At 70.5% G+C, this 23,404-nt stretch carries 21 protein-coding genes and 1 riboswitch; of the genes, 16 read left to right on the forward strand and 5 right to left on the reverse strand.

Going from position 1 to position 23,404, the window contains the following annotated elements; all coding sequences use genetic code 11:
• Nucleotides 1–5 precede the first annotated feature (5 nt).
• Nucleotides 6–1,388, reverse strand: coding sequence for an aminotransferase class V-fold PLP-dependent enzyme (locus tag ACWCXX_RS02425; protein WP_451123420.1), 1,383 nt, complete (start codon nucleotides 1,386–1,388; stop codon nucleotides 6–8).
• 269 nt (nucleotides 1,389–1,657) lie between these two features.
• Here ACWCXX_RS02425 and ctaC point away from each other — a divergent pair, with 269 nt between their 5' ends.
• From ctaC to ACWCXX_RS02445, 4 genes are all read left to right on the forward strand, one after another.
• Complete coding sequence (gene ctaC, locus ACWCXX_RS02430) at nucleotides 1,658–2,620, forward strand: aa3-type cytochrome oxidase subunit II (protein ID WP_451123422.1); 963 nt, start codon at nucleotides 1,658–1,660, stop codon at nucleotides 2,618–2,620.
• A complete protein-coding gene (ctaD, locus tag ACWCXX_RS02435) occupies nucleotides 2,617–4,353 on the forward strand; it encodes an aa3-type cytochrome oxidase subunit I (RefSeq protein ID WP_451123424.1) in 1,737 nt (578 codons plus the stop codon). The genes ctaC and ctaD overlap by 4 nt, the downstream gene beginning before the upstream one ends.
• Entirely contained in the window at nucleotides 4,350–4,748 is a 399-nt protein-coding gene (locus ACWCXX_RS02440; protein WP_451123426.1) for a cytochrome c oxidase subunit 4, read from the forward strand. Before ctaD ends, ACWCXX_RS02440 begins: the two co-directional genes overlap by 4 nt.
• Before the next feature lie 118 nt (nucleotides 4,749–4,866).
• Entirely contained in the window at nucleotides 4,867–6,120 is a 1,254-nt protein-coding gene (locus tag ACWCXX_RS02445; protein WP_451123428.1) for an Ig-like domain-containing protein, read from the forward strand.
• Nucleotides 6,121–6,182: 62 nt separating this feature from the next.
• On the opposite strand, the gene ACWCXX_RS02450 is transcribed toward ACWCXX_RS02445, so the two are convergent.
• Complete coding sequence (locus ACWCXX_RS02450; RefSeq protein ID WP_451123430.1) at nucleotides 6,183–6,584, reverse strand: hypothetical protein; 402 nt, start codon at nucleotides 6,582–6,584, stop codon at nucleotides 6,183–6,185.
• A 187-nt stretch (nucleotides 6,585–6,771) separates the two neighbouring features.
• Between ACWCXX_RS02450 and ctaE the strand changes: the two genes are divergently transcribed.
• The 6 genes from ctaE (at nucleotide 6,772) to ACWCXX_RS02480 (ending at nucleotide 13,919) form a co-directional block, all read left to right on the forward strand.
• The gene (gene ctaE / locus ACWCXX_RS02455) at nucleotides 6,772–7,392 is read left to right on the forward strand and encodes an aa3-type cytochrome oxidase subunit III (RefSeq protein ID WP_451123432.1); all 621 of its coding nucleotides are present in this window, start codon (nucleotides 6,772–6,774) and stop codon (nucleotides 7,390–7,392) included.
• Nucleotides 7,393–7,486: 94 nt separating this feature from the next.
• The gene (gene qcrC, locus ACWCXX_RS02460; RefSeq protein WP_451123434.1) at nucleotides 7,487–8,296 is read left to right on the forward strand and encodes a cytochrome bc1 complex diheme cytochrome c subunit; all 810 of its coding nucleotides are present in this window, start codon (nucleotides 7,487–7,489) and stop codon (nucleotides 8,294–8,296) included.
• Entirely contained in the window at nucleotides 8,293–9,345 is a 1,053-nt protein-coding gene (gene qcrA, locus ACWCXX_RS02465; protein ID WP_451123436.1) for a cytochrome bc1 complex Rieske iron-sulfur subunit, read from the forward strand. Before qcrC ends, qcrA begins: the two co-directional genes overlap by 4 nt.
• 5 nt (nucleotides 9,346–9,350) lie before the next feature.
• Nucleotides 9,351–10,976: a cytochrome bc1 complex cytochrome b subunit gene (qcrB, locus tag ACWCXX_RS02470; protein ID WP_451123438.1), complete on the forward strand. Its 1,626-nt coding sequence runs from the start codon at nucleotides 9,351–9,353 to the stop codon at nucleotides 10,974–10,976.
• Nucleotides 10,977–11,100: 124 nt separating this feature from the next.
• Nucleotides 11,101–12,165, forward strand: a complete 1,065-nt coding sequence (trpD, locus tag ACWCXX_RS02475; protein ID WP_451123440.1) for an anthranilate phosphoribosyltransferase — start codon at nucleotides 11,101–11,103, stop codon at nucleotides 12,163–12,165.
• Between the two features lie 84 nt (nucleotides 12,166–12,249).
• Nucleotides 12,250–12,367: riboswitch (SAM riboswitch) on the forward strand.
• A 175-nt stretch (nucleotides 12,368–12,542) separates the two neighbouring features.
• Entirely contained in the window at nucleotides 12,543–13,919 is a 1,377-nt protein-coding gene (locus tag ACWCXX_RS02480) for an aminotransferase class V-fold PLP-dependent enzyme (RefSeq protein WP_451123442.1), read from the forward strand.
• A 75-nt stretch (nucleotides 13,920–13,994) separates the two neighbouring features.
• Here the strand turns inward: ACWCXX_RS02480 and ACWCXX_RS02485 are convergent, their stop codons facing one another.
• Both ACWCXX_RS02485 and ACWCXX_RS02490 read right to left on the reverse strand, forming a co-directional pair.
• Nucleotides 13,995–14,276: an Lrp/AsnC family transcriptional regulator gene (locus ACWCXX_RS02485; protein WP_356737186.1), complete on the reverse strand. Its 282-nt coding sequence runs from the start codon at nucleotides 14,274–14,276 to the stop codon at nucleotides 13,995–13,997.
• Nucleotides 14,273–15,025 carry a rhomboid family intramembrane serine protease gene (locus ACWCXX_RS02490; RefSeq protein ID WP_451123444.1) on the reverse strand — a complete coding sequence of 251 codons (753 nt, stop codon included), beginning with the start codon at nucleotides 15,023–15,025 and terminating at the stop codon, nucleotides 14,273–14,275. Before ACWCXX_RS02490 ends, ACWCXX_RS02485 begins: the two co-directional genes overlap by 4 nt.
• A gap of 161 nt (nucleotides 15,026–15,186) precedes the next feature.
• On the opposite strand from ACWCXX_RS02490, the gene ACWCXX_RS02495 reads away from it, so the two are divergent.
• The 5 genes from ACWCXX_RS02495 to ACWCXX_RS02515 all read left to right on the forward strand — a co-directional run bounded on the left by ACWCXX_RS02495 (nucleotide 15,187) and on the right by ACWCXX_RS02515 (nucleotide 20,686).
• The gene (locus ACWCXX_RS02495) at nucleotides 15,187–15,429 is read left to right on the forward strand and encodes a hypothetical protein (RefSeq protein WP_451123446.1); all 243 of its coding nucleotides are present in this window, start codon (nucleotides 15,187–15,189) and stop codon (nucleotides 15,427–15,429) included.
• A 37-nt stretch (nucleotides 15,430–15,466) separates the two neighbouring features.
• The gene (locus tag ACWCXX_RS02500) at nucleotides 15,467–16,828 is read left to right on the forward strand and encodes an NYN domain-containing protein (RefSeq protein WP_451123576.1); all 1,362 of its coding nucleotides are present in this window, start codon (nucleotides 15,467–15,469) and stop codon (nucleotides 16,826–16,828) included.
• 284 nt (nucleotides 16,829–17,112) lie between these two features.
• On the forward strand, nucleotides 17,113–18,141 hold the full coding sequence (locus ACWCXX_RS02505) for an NlpC/P60 family protein (RefSeq protein ID WP_451123448.1): 1,029 nt from the start codon (nucleotides 17,113–17,115) through the stop codon (nucleotides 18,139–18,141).
• 237 nt (nucleotides 18,142–18,378) lie between these two features.
• Nucleotides 18,379–19,410 carry an NlpC/P60 family protein gene (locus tag ACWCXX_RS02510; protein ID WP_451123450.1) on the forward strand — a complete coding sequence of 344 codons (1,032 nt, stop codon included), beginning with the start codon at nucleotides 18,379–18,381 and terminating at the stop codon, nucleotides 19,408–19,410.
• A gap of 16 nt (nucleotides 19,411–19,426) precedes the next feature.
• The gene (locus tag ACWCXX_RS02515; protein ID WP_451123452.1) at nucleotides 19,427–20,686 is read left to right on the forward strand and encodes a hypothetical protein; all 1,260 of its coding nucleotides are present in this window, start codon (nucleotides 19,427–19,429) and stop codon (nucleotides 20,684–20,686) included.
• A 63-nt stretch (nucleotides 20,687–20,749) separates the two neighbouring features.
• On the opposite strand, the gene ACWCXX_RS02520 is transcribed toward ACWCXX_RS02515, so the two are convergent.
• Nucleotides 20,750–22,003 (reverse strand): glycosyltransferase 87 family protein, encoded by a 1,254-nt coding sequence (locus tag ACWCXX_RS02520; RefSeq protein ID WP_451123454.1) that lies wholly within the window; start codon nucleotides 22,001–22,003, stop codon nucleotides 20,750–20,752.
• A 127-nt stretch (nucleotides 22,004–22,130) separates the two neighbouring features.
• Between ACWCXX_RS02520 and ACWCXX_RS02525 the strand changes: the two genes are divergently transcribed.
• Nucleotides 22,131–23,273 carry a glycosyltransferase family 4 protein gene (locus tag ACWCXX_RS02525; protein ID WP_451123456.1) on the forward strand — a complete coding sequence of 381 codons (1,143 nt, stop codon included), beginning with the start codon at nucleotides 22,131–22,133 and terminating at the stop codon, nucleotides 23,271–23,273.
• Nucleotides 23,274–23,404: the final 131 nt, after the last annotated feature.

Raw genomic sequence — 23,404 nt, forward strand, 5'->3', positions numbered from 1 at the left:
AAGCCTCAGACGAGCCGGCGGACCACGTAGGCCGAGCCACGGTCCGCCGGCTCCTCGCCCACGTACTCCTGCCCGCGCATCGCGCACCAGGCCGGGATGTCCAGACGCGCCGCCCCGTCGTCGGAGAGCACCGTCACCGTCCCGCCCACCGGTACCTCCCCGATCACCTTTGCGAGCTCGATCACCGGGATCGGGCAGCGCTTCCCGAGCGCGTCGACCACCAGGGGCGCGGCCGGGGCGGGGGAGGAGGCCGCCGACGTGGGCGCGCCGAGCCTCTCCCGTACCTCCGCCACCACCCGGGGCAGCACCTCCAGGAAGCCGTCGACCTCCTCGTCGCGGGTGCCGTCCGGCAGCGACACCCGTACGTTCCCCTCGGACAGCACCCCCATCGCCCTGAGCACATGGCTCGGCGTCAGTGTGCTGCTGGTGCAGGACGAACCGGACGACACGGAGAAACCCGCCCGGTCCAGCTCGTGCAGCAGGGTCTCCCCGTCGACATAGAGACAGGAGAAGGTCACCAGATGCGGCAGCCGCCGCACCGGATCGCCGACCACCTCCACATCGGGCACCAGCTCCGGCACCCGGGCCCTGATGCGGTCCACCAGCACCCGCAGCCGCTCGGACTCGGCCTCCGCCTCGGCCCGCACCGCCCGCAGCGAGGCCGCCGCGGCGACGATCGCCGGAATGTTCTCGAACCCCGCCGCCCGCCCCGACTCCCGCTCGTCGGCCGGCCCCCGCGCCGCGAACCGCACCCCCTTGCGCACCGCCAGCAGCCCCACTCCCGAGGGCCCGCCCCACTTGTGCGCGCTGCCCACCAGCAGCGACCAGCCGCCCGGCACCGGCGCCCGGCCCAGCGACTGCGCCGCGTCCACCAGCAGCGGAACCCCCGCCGCCCGGCAGACCTCCGCGACCTCCGCCACCGGCTGCTCGGTGCCGACCTCGTGGTTGGCGGACTGCAGACAGGCCAGTGCGGTGTCCTCCCGCAGCGCCCGCTCCCAGTCCGCCGCGCTCACCGCCCCCGAGCGGTCCACCGCAACCTCGGAGACCGATCCGCCCTGCGCCTCATGGGCGGCGGCCGAATGGAGCACCGACGAGTGCTCGACCGAGGAGACCAGCAGATGGCGGCCGACACGCCGACGGCCCGCGAGCGCCCCGGAAATTCCCGTGTGCACCGCCAGCGTCCCCGAAGGGGGGAACACGAGTTCGTCCGGCCGGCACCCGACGGCCTCGGCGGCGGTCTCCCGGGCGGCGTCCAGCAGCAGCCGGGCCCGCCGCCCCTCGCGGTGGAGCCTGGCCGGATCGGCCCAGCCCTCGTCCAGCGCGGCAAGCAGCGCCTGGCGTGCGACGGGGTGCAGGGGGGCGGAGGAGGCGGCGTCGAAGTAGGGCACACCACCACGCTAGCCCGCCCCGGGCCGGGGCCGCGGAAGGGCCTTGCGCCCAGGCGGGAGAGGGGCCGTCAGATGGCGGCCGGAGGCCCGTATTCCACCCCTTCGGGGAGTCGAACGGCGCGTTGGGCACCCTCCCCGCGCGACCCCAAATAGCGTCCAGTAGGGTTTGGTCCGCATAAACATCCAAACCCCTGCCCGCGTCAGGGCGGCGACCGACCAGAAAGACGGCCGCGCCGACCGCGCGGGCGAGACTCTCGGGAAGGCGCTACGTGAGTCCCAACGGCTCCGACCGCTCGTCGCGGCGCCCGATGCGGCGGAAGCTGCCGCAGGTGCTGACTGCGGGCCTGATCCTGGCGACCGCAACCGGTTGCACATACAAGGACTTCCCCCGCCTCGGTATGCCCACGCCGGTAACGGAAGAGGCACCACGGATCCTTTCCCTCTGGCAGGGCTCGTGGGCGGCAGCGCTCGCCACGGGCGTGCTGGTCTGGGGCCTGATCCTGTGGAGCGTCATCTTCCACCGGCGCAGCCGCACCAAGGTCGAGGTTCCTACTCAGACCAGGTACAACATGCCCATCGAGGCGTTGTACACCGTGGTCCCCCTGATCATCGTCTCGGTGTTGTTCTACTTCACCGCACGCGATGAATCGAAGCTCCTCTCGCTCTCCCCGAAGCCCGCCCACACGATCAACGTGGTCGGCTACCAGTGGAGCTGGGGATTCAACTACATCGAGAACGTGGACGGCGTTGCCGCCACGGGCAGCGAGATCCCCAAGGAGCTCGACGCCATCCCCGACCGGTACCGGAAGGACTTCCCCAAGGGTGCGGAGGGCGTCTACGACTTCGGCATCCCGGGAACCCGGAACCCGCAGAACGGCAACCCGGGCCCGACCCTGTGGCTGCCGAAGGGCGAGAAGGTCCGTTTCGTCCTGACTTCGCGTGACGTCATCCACTCCTTCTGGGTGGTGCCGTTCCTCATGAAGCAGGACGTCATTCCGGGCCACACCAACGCCTTCGAGGTGACCCCCAACCAGGAGGGCACCTTCATGGGCAAGTGCGCCGAGCTCTGCGGCGCCGACCACTCCCGGATGCTCTTCAACGTCAAGGTCGTCTCCCCGGAGCGCTACCAGGCGCACCTGAAGGAGCTGGCGAAGAAGGGCCAGAAGGGCTACGTGCCGGCCGGCATCGAGCAGACTGACCCGGCCAGGAATGCGGAGACGAACAAACTGTGAGCATCCTCAACGAACCTCAGGGTGCCGCGGCAGCAGACGACTCGTACGAGGACGAGCTGCCGGTCCGGCGCAAGCAGCCGGGAAACGTCGTCGTCAAGTGGCTGACCACCACTGACCACAAGACGATCGGCACGATGTACCTGGTCACGTCGTTCGCGTTCTTCTGCATCGGCGGTCTGATGGCGCTCTTCATGCGCGCCGAACTGGCCCGTCCCGGCACGCAGATCATGTCGAACGAGCAGTTCAACCAGGCGTTCACGATGCACGGCACGATCATGCTGCTGATGTTCGCGACGCCGCTGTTCGCCGGGTTCGCGAACTGGATCATGCCGCTGCAGATCGGTGCGCCCGACGTGGCGTTCCCGCGGCTGAACATGTTCGCCTACTGGCTGTACCTCTTCGGTTCGATCATCGCGGTGGCCGGCTTCCTCACCCCGCAGGGTGCGGCGGACTTCGGCTGGTTCGCCTACTCCCCGCTCTCGGACGCGGTCCGTTCGCCGGGTGTCGGCGCCGACATGTGGATCATGGGTCTGGCCTTCTCCGGCTTCGGCACGATCCTCGGTTCGGTCAACTTCATCACCACGATCATCTGCATGCGCGCTCCCGGCATGACGATGTTCCGCATGCCGATCTTCACCTGGAACGTCCTGCTGACCGGTGTCCTGGTCCTGCTGGCCTTCCCGGTCCTCGCCGCCGCGCTCTTCGCGCTGGAGGCCGACCGTAAATTCGGCGCCCACGTATTCGACGCGGCCAATGGCGGGGCACTGCTCTGGCAACACCTCTTCTGGTTCTTCGGCCATCCAGAGGTGTACATCATCGCCCTACCATTCTTCGGAATCATTTCCGAGGTCATTCCGGTATTCAGCCGGAAGCCGATGTTCGGTTACATCGGTCTGATCAGTGCGACGATTGCCATCGCCGGTCTTTCCGTGACCGTGTGGGCGCACCACATGTACGTCACGGGCGGTGTGCTGTTGCCGTTCTTCTCGTTCATGACATTCCTCATCGCGGTACCGACCGGTGTGAAGTTCTTCAACTGGATCGGCACGATGTGGAAGGGCTCGTTGTCCTTCGAGACCCCGATGCTCTGGGCCGTCGGCTTCCTGATCACCTTCACCTTCGGTGGTCTGACCGGCGTGATCCTGGCGTCGCCCCCGCTGGACTTCCACGTCTCGGACTCGTACTTCGTCGTCGCGCACTTCCACTACGTCATCTTCGGCACCGTGGTCTTCGCGATGTTCTCCGGATTCCACTTCTGGTGGCCGAAGTTCACCGGCAAGATGCTGGACGAGCGGCTCGGCAAGATCACGTTCTGGACGCTGTTCGTGGGCTTCCACGGCACGTTCCTGGTGCAGCACTGGCTCGGTGCCGAGGGCATGCCGCGTCGTTACGCGGACTACCTCGCCGCGGACGGCTTCACCGCGCTGAACACGATCTCGACGATCGCCTCGTTCCTGCTCGGCCTGTCGATGCTGCCGTTCTTCTACAACGTGTGGAAGACCGCCAAGTACGGCAAGAAGGTCGAGGTCGACGACCCGTGGGGCTACGGCCGCTCGCTGGAGTGGGCGACCTCCTGCCCGCCGCCGCGGCACAACTTCCTCACCCTGCCCCGGATCCGTTCCGAATCCCCGGCCTTCGACCTCCACCACCCTGAGATCGCGGCCCTGGAGCAGCTGGAGCACCCCTCCGAGGACGACAAGGCCCTCGCTGGTGGCAAGGAGGCCGGCAAGTGAAGATCCAGGGCAAGATGTTCATCTGGCTGAGCGTCTTCATGCTCGCCATGGCCATCACCTACGGTGTCTGGTCGAAGGAGCCCGCCGGTACCACCGCGCTGTTCCTGGCCTTCGGTCTGAGCGTCATGGTCGGCTTCTACCTGGCCTTCACGGCCCGGCGGGTCGACGCCATGGCGCAGGACAACAAGGAGGCCGACGTCGCGGACGAGGCCGGCGAGGTGGGGTTCTTCTCCCCGCACAGCTGGCAGCCGCTCTCGCTCGCGTTCGGCGGTGCGCTCGCCTTCATGGGTGTCATCTTCGGCTGGTGGCTGCTCTACTTCTCGCTCCCGATGATCCTGATCGGCCTGTTCGGCTGGGTCTTCGAGTACTACCACGGCGAGAACCGCACCCAGTGACACCGCTTCACCGCTCCACCTGACGGGGGGCCCGTACTTCTCCACCGAGAGGAGTACGGGCCCCCCGTTTGCAGTCATCCCGCGCGCCGATACGGACATGCCTCCATAACGTGGATCCATGAACCGCACGCTGCGCATCCGCCCCGTAGTGAGCTGCACTCTGCTGGCCGTGGCCCTGGTCGCAGGCGCGACAGCCTGCGGAGGATCCGACCACCCACTGGCGGAGAAGCCGTACGACGCCGCGGACGAGATCTCCTCCAACGCCCCCGAGGGCGACGAGAAGGCCGATCCCGACAAGCCGCTGGAAGTCACCGTCAACGACGACGACGGCCGGATCACGGACGTGACGGCGGTGGACACGGCCGGGCGCCATCTGGCGGGCGAACTCGACGCCGACGGGAAGCGCTGGCACTCCACCGTCCCGCTGGCCGCCGGAACCCGCTACACGGTCCGGGTCGGCGTGGAGGACGACGACGGCGCCCCCGGCAGCCGCACGCTCTCCTTCGAGACGACCGCCGCCAAGAAGTTCCTGAAGGTCGCCTTCGGCCCTCAGGCGGGCACCTACGGCGTCGGACAGCCCATTACGGCGGAACTCAGCGCTCCGGTCCGGGACAGGGCCTCCAGGGCCACCGTGGAGCGCGCCCTGCGGGTCCGCTCGACGCCCGCGGTGACCGGTTCCTGGTACTGGGTCGACGACAAGACCCTGCACTACCGCCCCAAGGAGTACTGGCCCGCCAGAGCCACCATCGACGTCACCAGCGGCCTGGCCGGCATCAAGGTCACCGACACCCTCTACGGCGCCCCCGCCAAGGCGCTGAGGCTCACCACGGGCGACCGCATCGAGGCCATCACCGACGCCTCGACGCACTCGATGACGGTCAAGCGCAACGGGAAAGTGATCAACACCATTCCGGTGACCACCGGGAAGCCCGGCTTCGCCACCCGAAACGGCGTCAAGGTCGTGCTGGGCAAGGAATACCGCGTACGTATGCGCGGGGAGACGATCGGCATCGCGGAGGGTTCCTCCGACTCGTACGACCTGCAGGTCTACTACGCGACCCGGGTCACCTGGAGCGGCGAGTACGTGCACGCGGCCCCCTGGTCCACCGGCTCGCAGGGGTACGCGAACGTCAGCCACGGCTGTACGGGCATGAGCACCAGCCAGGCCCAGTGGTTCTTCAACACCGTGCGCGAGGGCGACATCGTCGAGGTCGTCGGCAGCCAGGGCGAGACGATGGCACCGTTCGGCAACGGCTACGGCGACTGGAACCTCACCTGGGCCAAATGGCTGAAGGGCAGCGCACTGCAGAAGAACCCCGTCCCGGACCGTTCGGACACGATCCAGGCGGCGCGACTGCGCCCCGAGGTCTGACGACCTCGCCCAGGGGAGTGCGCTGCCCGTCGGCAGGACCGCGAAGGAGTCCGCGGAGGCCCTCAGGCCCCCACGGAGAGCCTGCTGCGCAGCAGGGCGGCCAGGGCCTCCGCGAACTCGACCGGCTCGACCGGCAGGGTCACCGCCGCGTCCGCGCGGCTCCAGGTGGCCAGCCAGGCGTCCTGCGGGCGCCCCATCAGCAGCAGCACCGGCGGGCAGCGGAAGATCTCGTCCTTGATCTGCCGGCAGACGCCCATGCCCCCCGCGGGCGCCGTCTCGCCGTCCAGCACGCAGACGTCGACACCGCCGTGCTCCAGCGCCTCCAGGACGGCGGGCATCGTGGCGCATTCCAGGAACTGCACCGGTGGCACATCGGCCGCGGGCCTGCGCCCGGCTGCCAGCCTCACCTGCTCACGGGTGTTGGCGTCGTCGCTGTAGACCAGGACCGTGGCGGTCGGCTGCATAGTTCCTCCGTGACATCTGTGTCTTCGGGGCTTTACGGGCATGAACCGATGCGCGGATCGTACTCCGCCCGACAGCCTGTCAGCACCGGTCAGGACAGCTGTTCCATGGGCCGTTCGGGGAGGACACACCCGGCTGACACACCGAACGGCACCCCCCGGGGTGAGGGCTGGATAAGCGACCGACATAATGTCGGTCGTGGCGACAGCAACGACAGTAGAAACCGGGCACGCGCACCCGTCGGTCAATCGACCGAACCTCACCAGCGTCGGAACCATCATTTGGCTGAGTTCCGAGCTGATGTTCTTCGCGGCCCTCTTCGCGATGTACTTCACCCTGCGATCGGTGACGGGACCGGATCACTGGAAGGAGATGGCCGAGCACCTGAACTTCCCGTTCTCGGCGACGAACACCACGATCCTGGTGCTCTCCTCACTCACCTGCCAGCTCGGCGTCTTCGCCGCGGAGCGGGGCGATGTGAAGAAGCTCCGCACCTGGTTCATCATCACCTTCGTGATGGGTGCGATCTTCATCGGAGGCCAGGTCCTCGAGTACACCGAGCTGGTCAAGGAGGCGGGCCTCTCCCTCTCCTCCGACCCGTACGGCTCGGTGTTCTACCTGACCACCGGCTTCCACGGGCTGCACGTGACAGGCGGGCTCATCGCCTTCCTGCTCGTCCTGGGCAGGACGTACGCGGCCAAGAGGTTCACCCACGAACAGGCGACCGCCGCCATCGTCGTGTCCTACTACTGGCACTTCGTCGATGTCGTGTGGATCGGCCTCTTCGCCACGATCTACATGATCAAGTAATCGGGCACGGCCCGAACTTCATGATCGAGTAATCGGGCTCGAACCCGAACCACATCCAGCATCGACGCAGAAGATCCTGACACCGGGGTAATCCGTGAAAAAGCTCTCCGCACGACGACGCCATCCGTTGGCGGCGGTCGTCGTACTACTCCTCGCGCTGGCGGCCACTGGGGGGCTCTACGCCGCGTTTGCGCCCGCGAGTAAGGCGCAGGCCGACGAAACCGCCCAGTCCCTCGCCATCGAAGAGGGCAAGAAGCTGTACTCCGTCGGTTGCGCCAGCTGCCACGGAACCGGCGGTCAGGGCACCACCGACGGGCCGAGCCTGGTCGGCGTGGGCTCCGCCGCCGTGGACTTCCAGGTCGGTACGGGCCGTATGCCGGCGCAGCAGCCCGGCGCCCAGGTACCGAAGAAGAAGGTCATCTACACCCAGGCGCAGATCGACCAGCTCGCGGCATACGTCGCGTCGCTCGGCGCCGGTCCGATCACTCCGACCAAGAAGCAGGTCAACCCTGCGGGAGCGGACATCGCCAAGGGCGGCGAGCTGTTCCGTACCAACTGCGCACAGTGCCACAACTTCACCGGTGAGGGCGGCGCGCTGACGGACGGCAAGTACGCCCCCAGCCTGGAGGGCGTGGACCCGAAGCACATCTACGAGGCCATGCAGACCGGCCCGCAGAACATGCCGTCCTTCCCGGACACGACGATGCCCGAGAAGCAGAAGCGGGACATCATCGCGTACGTCCAGACCGTGAACAGCGACCAGACGAAGAGCCCGGGGGGCCTCGGGCTGGGCGGCCTGGGGCCGGTCAGCGAGGGTCTGTTCGCCTGGATCTTCGGGCTCGGCGCTCTGATCGCAGTTGCCATTTGGGTCGCGGCCCACACCGCTAAGGCCAAGAAGTCATGAGTAGCCAAGAGATTCCAGACGAGAACCTGCCCGCTGAGCAGGAGGCCGCGCACGGCGCGGTAGAGGTCGCGGACGACCCGTTCGCCGACCCGGGGCTGCCGGCCCACAAGCCGCGCATCCAGGACATCGACGAACGGGCCGCGAAGCGCTCCGAGCGCACCGTCGCGCTGCTGTTCACGCTGTCCATGCTGGCGACGGTCGGCTTCATCGCCTCGTACGTCATCTTCCCGGTCGACAAGAGCGTGTACATCTGGCCCATCGGCCATGTGAGCGCGCTCAACTTCTCCCTGGGTCTGACCCTGGGCGTGGCCCTCTTCGCGATCGGCGCCGGTGCCGTCCACTGGGCGCGCACGCTGATGTCCGACGTGGAGGTCGCCGACGACCGGCACCCCATCGAGGCGGCCCCCGAGGTCAAGGCGAAGGTTCTCGCCGACTTCGCGGCCGGTGCCCAGGAGTCCGCGATCGGCCGTCGCAAGCTGATCCGCAACACCATGTTCGGCGCGCTGGCCCTGGTGCCGCTCTCCGGTGTGATGCTGCTGCGCGACCTCGGCCCGCTGCCCGAGAAGAAGCTCCGCAACACCATGTGGGGCAAGGGCAAGCAGCTCATCAACATGAACACGATGGAGCCGCTGCGCCCCGAGGACGTGATCGTCGGTTCGCTGACCTTCGCCATGCCCGAGGGCCTGGAGGAGGACGCGGAGGACTTCAACAACCAGATCGCCAAGGCCGCGCTGATGATCGTCCGCATCCAGCCGGAGAACATCAAGGACAAGCGCGAGCGCGAGTGGGCCCACGAGGGAATCGTGGCCTTCTCCAAGATCTGCACCCACGTCGGCTGCCCGATCAGCCTGTACGAGCAGCAGACCCACCACGTGCTCTGCCCGTGCCACCAGTCCACCTTCGACCTCTCCGACGGCGCCCGCGTCATCTTCGGTCCGGCCGGTCACGCCCTTCCGCAGCTGCGGATCGGTGTGAACAGCGAGGGCAACCTCGAAGCGCTCGGTGACTTCGAAGAGCCCGTCGGTCCTGCCTTCTTCGAGCGGGGATGACACGGATGACTACTGTGACCGATACGAAGCGCAAGGCGCCCGCCGGCGAGCGGGTGGCCGACTGGGCGGACGGCCGCCTGGGGATCTACTCCCTGGCCAAGGCCAACATGCGCAAGATCTTCCCGGACCACTGGTCCTTCATGCTCGGGGAGATCGCCCTCTACAGCTTCATCATCATCATCCTCACGGGTGTGTACCTGACGCTGTTCTTCCACCCGAGCATGAACGAGGTCGTGTACCACGGCTCGTACGAGCCGATGCAGGGCATCCGGATGTCCGAGGCCTACGCCTCGACGCTGGACATCAGCTTCGACGTCCGCGGCGGTCTGCTGGTTCGCCAGATCCACCACTGGGCCGCGCTGATCTTCCTGGCCGGCATGTTCGTGCACATGATGCGCGTCTTCTTCACGGGTGCGTTCCGCAAGCCGCGTGAGATCAACTGGCTGTTCGGCTTCCTGCTGTTCGTGCTGGGCATGTTCACCGGCTTCACCGGCTACTCGCTCCCGGACGACCTGCTGTCCGGTACGGGTGTCCGCTTCACCCAGGGCGCGATCCTGTCGATGCCGATCGTCGGCACGTACATCTCGATGTTCCTGTTCGGCGGAGAGTTCCCCGGTCACGACATGGTCGCCCGGTTCTACTCGATCCACATCCTGCTGCTGCCGGGCATCATGCTCGGTCTGCTGGTGGCGCACCTGATCCTGGTCTTCTACCACAAGCACACGCAGTTCGCGGGTCCCGGCCGCACCAACAGCAACGTCGTCGGCATGCCGCTGCTGCCGGTGTACATGGCGAAGGCCGGCGGCTTCTTCTTCCTGGTCTTCGGCATCATCGCGATCATCGCGGGCATCGCCACGATCAACCCGATCTGGAACATCGGCCCGTACCGTCCGGACCAGGTGTCCACCGGCGCCCAGCCCGACTGGTACATGGGCTTCGCCGAGGGTCTGATCCGAGTGATGCCCGGCTGGGAGATCAACCTCTGGGGCCACACGCTCGTCCTGGGCGTGTTCATCCCGCTGATGGCCTTCGGACTGGTCCTCGCGGTCCTCGCGGTCTACCCGTTCATCGAGTCCTGGGTCACCGGGGACAAGCGCGAGCACCACATCCTGGACCGCCCGCGCAACGCCCCGACCCGGACGGCCTTCGGCGTCGCCTGGATCACCGAGTACGTCGTCGTCTTCATCGGCGGTGGCAACGACCTGTGGGCCACGCACTTCCACCTGTCGATCAACGCCATTTCCTGGTTCGTCCGCATCTTCATCTTCGCGGGCCCGATCCTCGCGTTCATCATCACCCGGCGGATCTGCCTCGGCCTCCAGCGCCGCGACAAGGAGAAGGTGCTGCACGGGCGCGAGTCCGGCATCATCAAGCGCCTGCCGCACGGTGAGTTCGTCGAGATCCACGAGCCGCTCGGCCCCGAGCAGCTGCACACGCTCACCGCGCACGAGCAGTACAAGCCGGTCGAGATCGGCCCGACGGTCGACGAGAACGGTGTCGAGCGCAAGGTGTCGCTGCTGGAGAAGCTGCGCGCCCGACTCAGCAAGGGCTACTACGGCGAGAACAACCAGATCGCCAAGCCCACCGTCGAGGAGTACAAGGAGATCACCAGCGGCCACGGTCACCACTGATCGCCTGAACTGATCGCCACGGCAGGAGCCCCGTCCACGCGTTGGACGGGGCTCTTCGCCGTCCTCTGCCGCTCGATAGGGTGGAGGTGATCCTTTTACCGACTGTGGACCCCGGGAGCGGACCATGAACGTTGTGACCCCGATCGGCGGCGACAGCGTGGCGGACCGTTCCTGGCCCGCCCTGCTGAATCCGCTGCTGCGCGGCGAGGACCTCACCGAGGACGACACCGCGTGGGCGATGGACCGCATCATGAGCGGCGAGGCCAGCGACGCGCAGATCGCCGGGTTCACCGTCGCCCTGCGGGCCAAGGGCGAGACGGTCCAGGAGGTGTCCGGCCTGGTGCGCGCCATGTACGAGCACGCCAACACCATCCAGGTACCCGGCCGCACGGTCGACATCGTCGGCACCGGTGGCGACCTCGCCAAGACGGTCAACATCTCCACCATGTCGGCGATCGTCATCGCCGGCACCGGGGCCAAGGTCGTCAAGCACGGCAACCGCGCCTCCTCCTCGGCGAGCGGTTCCTCCGACGTGCTGGAGAAGCTCGGCGTCAACCTGGAGCTCAGCACGCAGCGGGTCGTGGAGGTCGCCGAGGAGGCGGGCATCACCTTCTGCTTCGCGGTGAAGTTCCACCCCGCCCTGCGGTACGCGGCCAGGGCCCGCAAGGAGCTCGGCGCCCCGACCACGTTCAACGTCCTCGGGCCGCTCACCAACCCGGCCAGGGTCCGCGCCCAGGCGGTCGGCGTCGCCGACCTGCGGATGGCGCCCATCGTCGCCGGCGTCCTCGCCCAGCGCGGCAACTCGGCGCTGGTGGTCCGCGGCGACGACGGCCTGGACGAGCTGACGACGACCTCGACCTCGCGGGTCTGGGTGGTCCGGGACCGCACGGTGCGCGAGGAGACCTTCGACCCGCGCGACGTCGGCCTGGAACTGGTCCCGCCGCAGGCGCTGCGCGGCGCCGACGCCTCGTACAACGCGGACGTGGCCCGCCGGGTGCTGGCCGGGGAGCAGGGGGCGGTGCGGGAGGCCGTGCTGCTCAACTCGGCGGCGGCCCTGGTGGCGCTGGACCCGACCGACGCCACGCTGAACGAACAGCTCGCGGCCGGGATGGCGAAGGCGGCCGAGTCCATCGACTCCGGTTCCGCGGCCCGGACGCTGGAGCGCTGGGTGGCGGCCAGCAACGCCTGACCGGGCGGAAACGCGACGCGGGGCGCAGTCCGGATCCTGGACTGCGCCTTGCGCGCGTCCGCGCGTATGGCAAGATGCTGGGCAGGTCATGAGTGACAGCGACTACGGCCCCGGCCCGCTGTCCGGCAACCCTCCGTCCGTGGCGGGGTGCCCCGGGTGAAGACCAGGCCGCAGGCAGCGAGGTCTGCGGCAAGCGCGGGCCCCTCGGCATCTGTGAATGCCAACCCCCGGGGTCCTGGTCCCTAGGGAGTCTCTTGTGAGCACGCGAATGCGATAGGGCCTGTCGGCCCTCTTCCGCACACCTTTTTTCTTCTTCCGCCGCACTGCCGCACGTCTGCCGGTGCGTGCTTTTCGCCTGCCTCTTACGGGAGTTCGCCATGTCTGTCCCCACCGCTGCCATCGACAAGTCGGTTTGTACCTCCCTGCCGGTTCTGGGCCGGGATGTGACGGTTCCGTTGGTCACGGGAGGCGAAGTCACGTACGCCGCCCTCGACTACGCCGCCAGCGCCCCCGCCCTGCAGCGCGTCTGGGACGACGTCGCCGCGTACGCCCCGTACTACGGCAGCGTCCACCGCGGCGCCGGTTACCTCTCCCAGCTCTCCACGGACCTCTTCGAGAACAGCCGTGCCACCGTCGCGGAGTTCCTCGGCTGCCGCGCGGACGACCAGGTGGTCTTCACCCGCTCGACCACCGACTCGCTGAACCTGCTGGCCGCGGCGCTCCCCGCCGACTGCCAGGTCTTCGTCTTCGAGACCGAGCACCACGCCTCGCTGCTGCCGTGGCGCGACGCGCGGGTGACCTACCTGAACGCCCCGCGCACCCCGGCCCAGGCCGTCGAGACGCTGGAGCGGGCCCTGGCCGGGCGCGATCCCCACGGCCCCGCGCTGGTCTGCGTCACCGGCGCCTCCAACGTCACCGGCGAGCTGTGGCCGGTCAAGGAACTGGCGGCCGCCGCACACGCGCACGGTGCCCGGATCGTGCTGGACGCCGCGCAGCTCGCCCCGCACCACCCCGTCGACATCGCCGAGCTGGACGTCGACTGGGTCGCCTTCTCCGGGCACAAGCTGTACGCGCCCTTCGGGTCGGGCGTGCTCGCCGGCCGGGCCGACTGGCTGCGGGAGGCCGACCCCTACCTGGCCGGCGGCGGCGCCTCGCGCAAGGTCGCCCGCCGCCCCGACGGCGGGGTGGACGTCGAGTGGCACACCACGGCCGCCCGGCACGAGGCCGGTTCCCCCAACGTCATCGGCGCGTACTCCATCGCCTCCGCCTGCAGGGCGCTGAACGAGGCGGGCTTCGACGCGCTGGTCGCCCGGGAGCAGCACCTCGTCGCCGCGGTGCGGGCCGGTCTCGCCGAGGTCCCCCGGGTGAAGGTGCTCTCGCTGTTCGGCGACGACGCCCCGCGGGTCGGGGTCATCTCCTTCGTGGTGGAGGGCTGGAACAGCTCGCACTTCGCCGCCGCGCTCTCCGCCGAGTACGGCATCGGCGTCCGCGACGGACTGTTCTGCGCCCACCCCCTGGTCCGCACCCTGCTGGGCGGCGACCCGCAGGAGGTCGGCGAGTGCGGCGCGCCCGAGGCCGAGCCGGGCGAGAGGTCGCTCAACGCGATCCGGGTGAGCTTCGGCGCCGGTACGCCGGACGAGCACATCGAGCGCTTCGTCCGCGCGGTCAAGGAGCTGGTGAGCGAGGGCGCCCAGTGGAAGTACCGCACCGAGGGCGGCCGCTGCGTCCCGGACCGGGGCACCGCGCAGCACTGACCGGCACACAGCACTTCGGCGGGGGACGGGCCCGGCCCGTCCCCCGCCGAAGTGTCACGCGGTGGTGGTGCGCACCTACGCGTCGAGGCCGATGGCGAAGGCCGCCTCCAGGTCGTGCTGCGAGTACGTACGGAACGCCACGTGGGTGTCGGTCGCCTCGACACCGGGGATCTTGCTGATCCGGCCCGGGATGACGTCCGCCAGATCGTCGTGCCTGGCCACCCGGACCATGGCGATCAGGTCGTACGTACCGGTGACCGAGAAGACCTCGCTGACGCTGTCCAGCGCGGCGATGGACTCGGCGATCTCGGGAATCCGGTCCACGCTGGTTTTGATGAGCACGATCGCGGTGATCACGGCTGGCTTTCTCCCTCGGTGGCCGCGGCTGGTGTCTTCACTCTATCCGTACGCCGACCACGCCCCCAGGCGTAGAGGAAGCCGAGGGCGAAGCCCACCACATGGGCCAGATAGGCCACCCCCGGCCCCCCGCTGCCCGCGCCCTGGACCGCGAGCCACTGCAGGACGAACCAGAAGACCAGCACGATCCAGGCGGGGAACCGCAGCGGCAGGAAGAAGAGGAACGGGAACAGACTGGTCACCCGGGCCCGGGGGAACAGGTACAGGAACGCCCCGAGCACGGCCGAGATCGCCCCCGACGCGCCGACGAGCGTCTGGTCGGACGTGGCGTGCGCGGCCGCGTAGGCGACCAGGGCGAGATAGCCGCAGACGATGTAGAAGAAGGTGAACCCGACCCGGCCCATGCGTTCCTCGGTCATCGCCCCGAACACGTAGAGGAAGAGCATATTGCCGAGCAGGTGCACCCAGCTGCCGTGCACGAAGAGGGCGGTGAGCGGGGTGAGCAGGACGCGCGCCGGGCCGTCCCACAGCTCGCCCGGGATCACGCCCCAGCGCTCGAAGTAGCCGGCCTGGGCGGCGAGCCGGGCGTCGGGGGTGCCGGGGACCGGGTTGAAGCCGGACAGCGGACTGATCAAGAAGATCAGGAAGCACGCCGCGATCAGGGCATGGGTCACCGGCGAGCCGCCCAGGGCGGCCGTCCGCAGGAATCCGCCGGCCGGCCTGTCGGTCGCAGCTCGCCGATCGATCATGAACAGAGCATGACGCAAGCGGAGGGAACGGGACAGACCGCCTCGCCGTGTCGGGCGGACACGGCGAGGCCGTAGGGTTACGGCAGGACATCCGCAGTTCGACGGCGCACCGCGAGATCCTTGAAGCAGCGGCACGAGGCTCGACGAAAGAGGACGCAACGATGACGACGGTTCCCCAGCCGACCGACGGGACCCGCTGGCGCTGCACGCTCTGCGGAAATCTCACCCGCTTCGACGTGACGCGCTCCTCGAAGGTCGTCGAATACGTCCATCTCGACCTGGCCGGTGAGGCCAGCGTCGAGGAACGGGAGGTGGTCAGTGAGACCATCGAGTCGGTCCGCTGCCGTTGGTGCAACGCGGTGGATCAGATCGAACTGGTGGACAAGCCGGGTGCCGACTCCTGACGGAGCCGCGCCCACAGACACTTTGGGGTGACGGATGGTGGAGCAGCCCGCTGGTGGCGCCGAGGCGGCCGAGGCGGCCGGCGACGCCGTCGAGGCGCTCGACCGCCCGCTGCCCGAAGGCGTACGGCGGCGGGTCGTGGCGCTGGTCTCGGACGCGTTCGGCGGGCTGACGGTCGGCGAGCTGCCGTCCCAGCTGAGGCAGTACGCCCGTTTCACCCCGACCCGGCGCGCCAAGTTCGCCGGGAACGCGATGGCCGCCGCCCTGGAGGGCGACGCCCTGTTCCGCCAGCGCATCGGCGAACGGCTCAAGGAGGGGCAGCCCGAACTGGCCGCCGCCCTGGAGGCCGGTGCGCCGCCGGCCGCCGCCGACCCCGTCGACGTGGCCGCCGCGGCCTATGTGCTGCGCCCGGCGGGCTGGGTGAAGCTGGTCGCCGCCGCCGGTGAGGAGGTCCAGCGGGCCGACGCCGAGCGGGCCGACGAGGAGAGCCGCCGCGAGCTGGAGCGGTTGCGCGAGGAGCTCTCCCAGGCCCGCGCCCAGACGAAGAACGAGACGGAGCGGCTGCGCGGTGAGCTGGACGCGGCCCGCAAGGAGGCCGAGTCCCTCCGGCGCAAGCTGCGCAGCGCCCTCAACGAGGTCAAGCGGGGCGAGGCCGCGCTGCGCCGCAGCCGGGCCGAGACCGAGACCGTACGGTCCGAGGCGGCGGCCCAGGTCTCCGCCGCCGAGAGCGAGAGCCGTCGGCTCAAGGCGCGGCTCGGGGAGGCCGAGGCGTCCGTCGAGGCGGGCCGCCGGGCCGCCCGGGAGGGCCGCTCGGTCGAGGACATGCGGCTGCGACTGCTGCTGGACACGGTGCTCGACGCGGCGAGCGGACTCCGTCGCGAACTGGCCCTGCCGCCCGCCTCGATCCGTCCCGCGGACGGTGTCGACGCGGTCGAACCGGGCCGGATGTCGCCCAAGGACATCGCGGCCAGGGCCCTTTCGGAGACCGACCCGGCCCTGCTGGACCAACTGCTCGCGCTGCCCCAGGCGCATCTGATCATCGACGGCTACAACGTCACCAAGACCGGCTACCCGCAGCTGCCGCTGGAGAAGCAGCGGTTGCGGCTGCTGGGCGGGCTCTCGGTGCTCGCCGCGCAGACCGGCGCCGAGGTGACCTGCGTCTTCGACGGGGCCGAGCTGGCCGCCCCGGTGCTGCTCGCACCGCCGCGCGGGGTCCGGGTGCTGTTCAGCAAGCCCGGTGTGACCGCCGACGAGCTCATCCGTCAACTGGCGCGCGCCGAACCCCCGGGCCGGCCCGTCGTGGTGGTCTCCACCGACCGCGAGGTCGCCGACGGAGTGGCGAAGGCGGGCGCCAGGCCCGTTGCGTCCGTCTTGCTCCTGAAGCGCCTTTCGCGCGTCTAGTCGCGCTTGCCGGTACTCGGTGGAAATCAGGGAACGGTCCGTCAGGTCGCCGCTACACCCCGTGTGATGTGGGTAAAGAAGTGCCTCCTGGGATGAGATTTTTCTGGTGAGGATTTGAACTGATCACAAGATGGTCACTATGGTCGGGCCTCGAACCTTCGCACGGTTGATCACCCATCCGGGGTGACGGCGAAGGAACCGCCGAGTCCGTGACATGCACGGAGCCGGGGATTCACCTCCCCCACAGCCCGGTAGGCGGCTCGAGGAAGAAGGAGCTCGCCTCCGTGGCGTCCCACCGTCGTCCCAAGCAGCCGAGCCGCGCCCGTGTGACCGTGCTCACCGCGACCGCCGCCGCGGCCGTGGCCCTGTCCTCCCAGGCGGCCCAGGCAGACCCCAAGCCCTCCAAGAGCGAGGTCAAGGCGAAGGTCGACAAGCTCAACCACGAGGCCGGCGTCGCCAACGAGCAGTACAACGGCGCCAAGGAGAAGCAGAAGAAGCTGGAGAAGGAAGTCGGCGCGCTCCAGGACAAGGTGGCCCGCGGCCAGCAGGAGATCAACAACCTGCGCAGCGGCCTCGGTTCCCTCGCCGCCGCCCAGTACCGCTCCGGTGGCATAGACCCGTCGGTCCAGCTCTTCCTCTCGTCCAACCCGGACACCTACCTCGACGAGGCCTCGGCGCTCGACCAGCTGACGGCCAAGCAGACCGAGACGCTCCAGAAGATCCAGGAGAAGCAGCGCTCCCTCGCGCAGAAGCGCAAGGAGGCCCAGGACAAGCTGGGCGACCTCGCGGACGTCCGCGAGACGCTCGGGGCGAAGAAGAAGAAGCTCCAGGACAAGCTCTCCGAGGCGCAGCGCCTGTACAACACCCTGACCGCCGCGGAGAAGGCGAAGTTCCGCGAGCAGGAGCAGCGCGCCAGCCGCGACGCCGGCGACCGGATCGAGCTGGGCAAGGAGGTCCCCGCCTCCGCCTGGGGCGCCGCCGCCCTGAGCGCCGCCTCCTCCAAGGTGGGCAAGCCGTACGTCCGCGGCGGCACCGGCCCCGACGCCTTCGACTGCTCCGGGCTGACCCAGTGGGCCTACGCCCAGGCCAACGTCCAGATCTCCCGGGTCACCTACACCCAGATCAACGACGGGGTCCACATCGGGCGCAGCGCGCTGAAGCCGGGCGACCTGGTCTTCTTCAACAACACCTCGCACGTGGCGCTCTACGCGGGCAACAACACCGTCCTGCACGCCCCGTACCCGGGCACGTTCGTCCGCTACGAGTCGATGAACACCATCGGCAGCTTCCAGTTCGGCGTGCGCGTCGGCTGACGAACGCCCGAACGGGCGAATTCCCGCGCCCCCACGAACGGCCCGCCCCGCCGGAGACCACAGGTCACCGGCGGGGCGCCGTCGTTTCCGCCCTCCCGTCGCCCGGCACGGTCTTTGTCCGCTCCGTGATCGTCCGACTACTGTCTGCCTGCTGTGCGGCTCCCGCTCGTCGGTCCGCCCGTCCGGGCGGCAGGGGCCGCGCGCGTCTGCGTACCGCGGAAGGGAGTACGGCGTCCTGTGGTGTCCCATCGCCGTTCCACACAGTCCGGTATCGGCCCCGGGGTCCGGGCCACGGTCCTGTCGGCCGCCGTGGCGACCGCGGCCGCCACGCTCGGCACGAGCGGCGCGCACGCCGAACCGCAGGACGCGCCCCGGACCGCCGAGGCCCGCGTGGACCGGCTGTACGGCGAGGCGGAACGCGCCACCGAGCAGTACAACGCGGCCGGGGAGAACGCCGAACGGCTGCGCGGCGAGTTCGACCGGGACCGGGACCGGGCGGCCCGCGGCCAGGAGCGGGTCAACCGGATGCGCACCGCGGTCGGTTCGGCGGCGAGCGCGCAGTACCGCTCCGGCGGCATCGACCCCGCGCTCGCGCTGCTGCTCTCCTCCGACCCGGACGGCTACCTCGACCGGGCGGCCGCGCTGGAGCGGGTGACCGGGCGTCAGGCCGAGGAACTGCAGGAGCTGCTGCGGGCCCGGCGTGACCTGGAGCAGATCCGGGCGGAGGCCGGGCACGCGCTGGCCGAGCTGGAGCACAACCGGGCGGCCGCCGCCCGCCACAAGCGGACCGTCGAACGCAAACTCGCCGAGGCCAGGCGGATCCTGGGCGCGCTGCCCGCCGCCGACCGGGCCGATTTCGAGCGATCCTCGCGCTCCGGGCGGGACGGGGTGTTCCCGGACACGGCCGATCTGCCGGCCGGTTCCGCGCGGGCGGCCGTCGCCGTCATGGCGGTTCGGCAGGCGCTGGGCCGCCCGTACGTCTGGGGGGCCAACGGGCCCGACGGATTCGACTGCTCCGGTCTGATGCAGTGGGCGTACGCCCGTGCCGGGGTCGGCCTGCCGCGCACCTCGCAGGCCCAGCGGTACGCGGGACGCATGGTGCCGCTCTCCGAGGCCCGCCCCGGCGACCTGGTCGTCTACCGCGCGGACGCCAGTCACGTCGCGATGTACGTCGGCAACGGCCAGGTCATCCACGCCCCCTACCCCGGCGCCCCGGTCCGCTACGACCCGGTCGGCATGATGCCCGTCTCGTCGGTGACCCGCGTCTGACCGTACCCTCGGTCGGGTGACCGACAGGCGGGTACGCGACCGGGGACGACGCACGGCGGGGGCGCTGCTCGCCGGGCTGCTCGTCGCCTCCGGCTGCGCGGCCCCCGACGACCGGGCCGCCCCGGACGCGACCGCCCGCGCCGTCCGCGCCGCCCTGGACCGCAGGGCGGCGGCCGTGCTGGACCACGACACGGACGGCTACCTGGCCGTGACCGACCCGCGCGCCGACGCCCTGCGCGCCGCCCAGCGCCGGGAGCTGGCCAACCTCGCGGACATACCACTCGGTTCATGGACGTACCGGCTCCGCGGCGTGAGCGCGCGAGGCACCGACCGGGCCGCCGCAGACGTCCAGCTGCGCTACCGGATCAAGGGGTACGACGCGGCCCCGGTCTCCGCCGACCGGGTGCTCGACCTGAGGCGGGAGCGGACGGACGGCCGCTGGTACATCTCCGGGGACCGGCCGGCGGACGGGGACGGCGGCGCACAGCTCTGGCAGCAGGGCGACGTCCGGGTGGTGTCCGGCAGGCACAGCCTCGTCCTCGGGGTGGGCCGCACGGAGCGGGAGCTGCGCGACATCGCCCAGACCGCCGACCGCGCGGTGCCCGCCGTGTCCGGCGCCTGGCCGGAACGCTGGGCGGGCCGCGTCGTGGTGCTCGTGCCGCGGACCGTCGAGGACATGGCACAGCTGCTGGGGCAGCCGACGGACGACTACCGGGGCATCGCGGCCGTCACCACCGGGCGGACCGGCGGCACCGGCCGGAACCCCGCGGACCGGGTGATCGTCAACCCGCAGGCGTACGACACGCTCGGCACCTTCGGGCAGCGGGTCGTCCTCACCCACGAGACCGCCCACGTCGCCACCCGCGCCCGCACCTCCCCGGCCACCCCGACCTGGCTCTCCGAGGGCTTCGCCGACTGGGCGGCCTACCGCGCCGAGAACCGCCCCGTCGCGCGGATCGCCCCCGAACTGGCGGACGCCGTCCGGCGCGGCGAACTGCCCGCCGCACTCCCCGCGGACGAGGACTTCGGCTTCGCGGGCGACCCCGCGCGCCTGGCGAGGGCCTACGAGGGCGGCTGGGCGGCCTGCGAGCTGATCGCCGACCACTGGGGCGGGGAACGGCTGATCGCCTTCTACCGGGCCGTCGGAGGGCAGCCGGGGCGGGACGGGGCGGTGGAGCGGGCCATGGGGGAGGTGCTCGCCACGACCCCGCAGGAGTTCACCGCCCGCTGGCGGGAGTACCTGCACACCCGGCTGGGCCGCCCGGCCGGGGCCTGACCGGCGTCCCCGTGGCCCCTGCTCCGGCCCGGCGTGCGGCCGGGTGCGGGTGCGGCGCGTCGTTCAGGGAGCGACCGGTTCGGTCTCCCGGCCGGCGCCGGAACGGGAGACGGGCACCCGGCCGCCCTCGCGCGGTGCCGCGGCGACCGTCCGCGCCCACAGCCGCCGGCAGGCCGTCAGCGTCGCCGCGACCAGCAGGCCGTTGCGCAGGAACATCAGCGTCACGCCCGTCGCGTCGCTGGACACCACGTGCACGAACCCGAGCGGGAACTCCCACTGCGTGACGCCGGTGGCGACCAGCACCAGCACGGCGGGCAGCACCATCCGGCTGCCCCGGAACACCAGACAGACCGCCGCCAGCCCCACCAGCCACAGCATGTACTGAGGGCTGATCACCCGGCTCGTCGTCGTGAACAGCAGCACCGCCGTGAACGCCGCGTCGGCCGGGGTGCTCACCCCGAACTCCCGGGCCCGCAGCCGCCACACCAGCAGCCAGCCGAACGCGACGACGGACAGACCGAGGGCGAGCGTGCTCACCAGCGGCACGTGCGGCCCCAGGAACTCCAGCGAGCCGTAGTGCAGTTCCACCCGGCCCTGCCAGCCGAACTGCCGCGCCACGTGGAAGACCAGCGCCCCCAGCGACTCGACCTCCGTGCCCCGGTCGCGCTGGAAGCCGAGGAAGGCCAGCGCCCCGGGCATCGCCAGGGTGCACACCACCAGCAGCCCGAGCGCCGTCACCGCCGCCGCCGACCACGCCAGGCGCGTGCGACGGCCGCGCGCCGTCCCGGCCAGCACCAGCGCGGGCCACACCTTCAGCAACGCGCCGACGGCGGCCAGCACCCCCAGCACTCGCGGATGCCGCAGCCCCGCCAGCAGCGCCGCCACCGCGACCGCCGTGACCATCACGTCGTAACGGGCGTACGCGGTCGTGCCGAGCAGCGGCACCCCCGCCACCCACACCCAGGCGCCCGACACCGACCGGCCGCCGCCGCCCCGGCCCGCGTACAGCAGCAGCGCCAGCACCAGCCCGTCGCAGACGAACGCGAGGACGAAGAAGGCCGAGGCGTAGTCGAGGAACGGCAGCAGCGCGGGGGAGAGGACGGCGAGCGCGGCCAGCGGCGGGTACTGCCAGGTGACGTCGGACTCCGGGTACGTGCCGCTCTTCAGGACCTCGGACCAGCCGTGGTAGATCACCGAGACGTCACTGGTCACGTCGGGGCCGGGCAGCACGATCACCTTGGTGACGCAGAGCAGCAGCGCGACCCTGGTCAGGGCCCACACCGCGAGGGCGAGCCGCGCGCCGGTCGATCCCGTCATGAACGCCTCATCCGTCATTCGTCGGCCGGTACCCGGGGGCCCGGTCCGGTGGGTACGAGGAGCCATGATGCCCGTACGGCCGGTGCGGGAGCCATCGGGGCCCGGCCTGCCGGTACTGTCGGCCGGGATGGACAAGACCCTGATCGTGACCAACGACTTCCCGCCCCGCCCCGGTGGCATCCAGGCGTTCCTGCACAACATGGCCCTGCGGCTGGATCCCGGACGGATCGTCGTGTACGCCTCCACCTGGAAGCGGAGCCCCGAGGGCCGCGCGGCCACCGCCGCCTTCGACGCCGAGCAGCCGTTCCCCGTCGTGCGCGACCGTACGACCATGCTGCTGCCGACCCCGGGAGTCACCCGGCACGCCGTGCGGCTGCTGCGCGAACACGGCTGCACCTCCGTCTGGTTCGGCGCCGCCGCCCCGCTCGGCCTGATGGCACCCGCGCTGCGCAGGGCCGGCGCCCGCCGCCTGGTCGCCACCACCCACGGTCACGAGGCGGGCTGGGCCCAGCTGCCCGCGTCCCGGCAACTGCTGCGGCGGATCGGCGAGGGCACGGACACGATCACCTACCTGGGGGAGTACACCCGCTCCCGGATCGCCCCCGCGCTCACCCCCGCGGCGGCGGGCCGCATGGTCCAGCTGCCGCCCGGCGTCGACGAGAAGACCTTCCACCCGGGCTCGGGCGGCGACCGGGTCAGGGCCCGGCTCGGGCTCGCCGACCGGCCCGTCGTCGTCTGCGTGTCCCGGCTCGTGCCGCGCAAGGGCCAGGACACGCTGATCCTCGCGATGCCGGAGATCCTGGCGCGGGTGCCGGACGCGGTGCTGCTGATCGTCGGCGGCGGCCCCTACGCCGACGATCTGAAGCGCCTGGCGGTGCGGACCGGGGTCGACGCCTCCGTACGGTTCACCGGGCCGGTGCCGTGGGAGGAGCTGCCCGCCCACTACGGCGCGGGCGACGTCTTCGCCATGCCGTGCCGCACCCGCCGAGGCGGCCTCGACGTGGAGGGCCTGGGCATCGTCTTCCTGGAAGCGTCCGCGACCGGGCTCCCGGTGGTGGCGGGCGACTCGGGCGGCGCGCCCGACGCGGTGCTCGACGGCGAGACCGGATGGGTGGTGCGCGGCGGCTCCCCCGGCGAGGCGGCCGACCGGATCGCCACGCTGCTCCTCGACCCGGAACTGCGCCGGCGGATGGGGGAGCGGGGGCGGGTCTGGGTCGAGGAGAAATGGCGCTGGGACCTGCTGGCCGAGCGGCTCCGGGCCCTGCTCTGACCCTCCCGGGACGTCCCGGGCCCCGGCCCTCCGCGACGGATGCGGCACCCCCTCCGGGGAACGGGCACGGCGCCGTTCCCCCGGGAACGGACACGGCACGCGAAGGGGCGGCCCGCACGTCTCGTACGGGC

This window comes from Streptomyces sp. NPDC001732, from assembly GCF_053596315.1.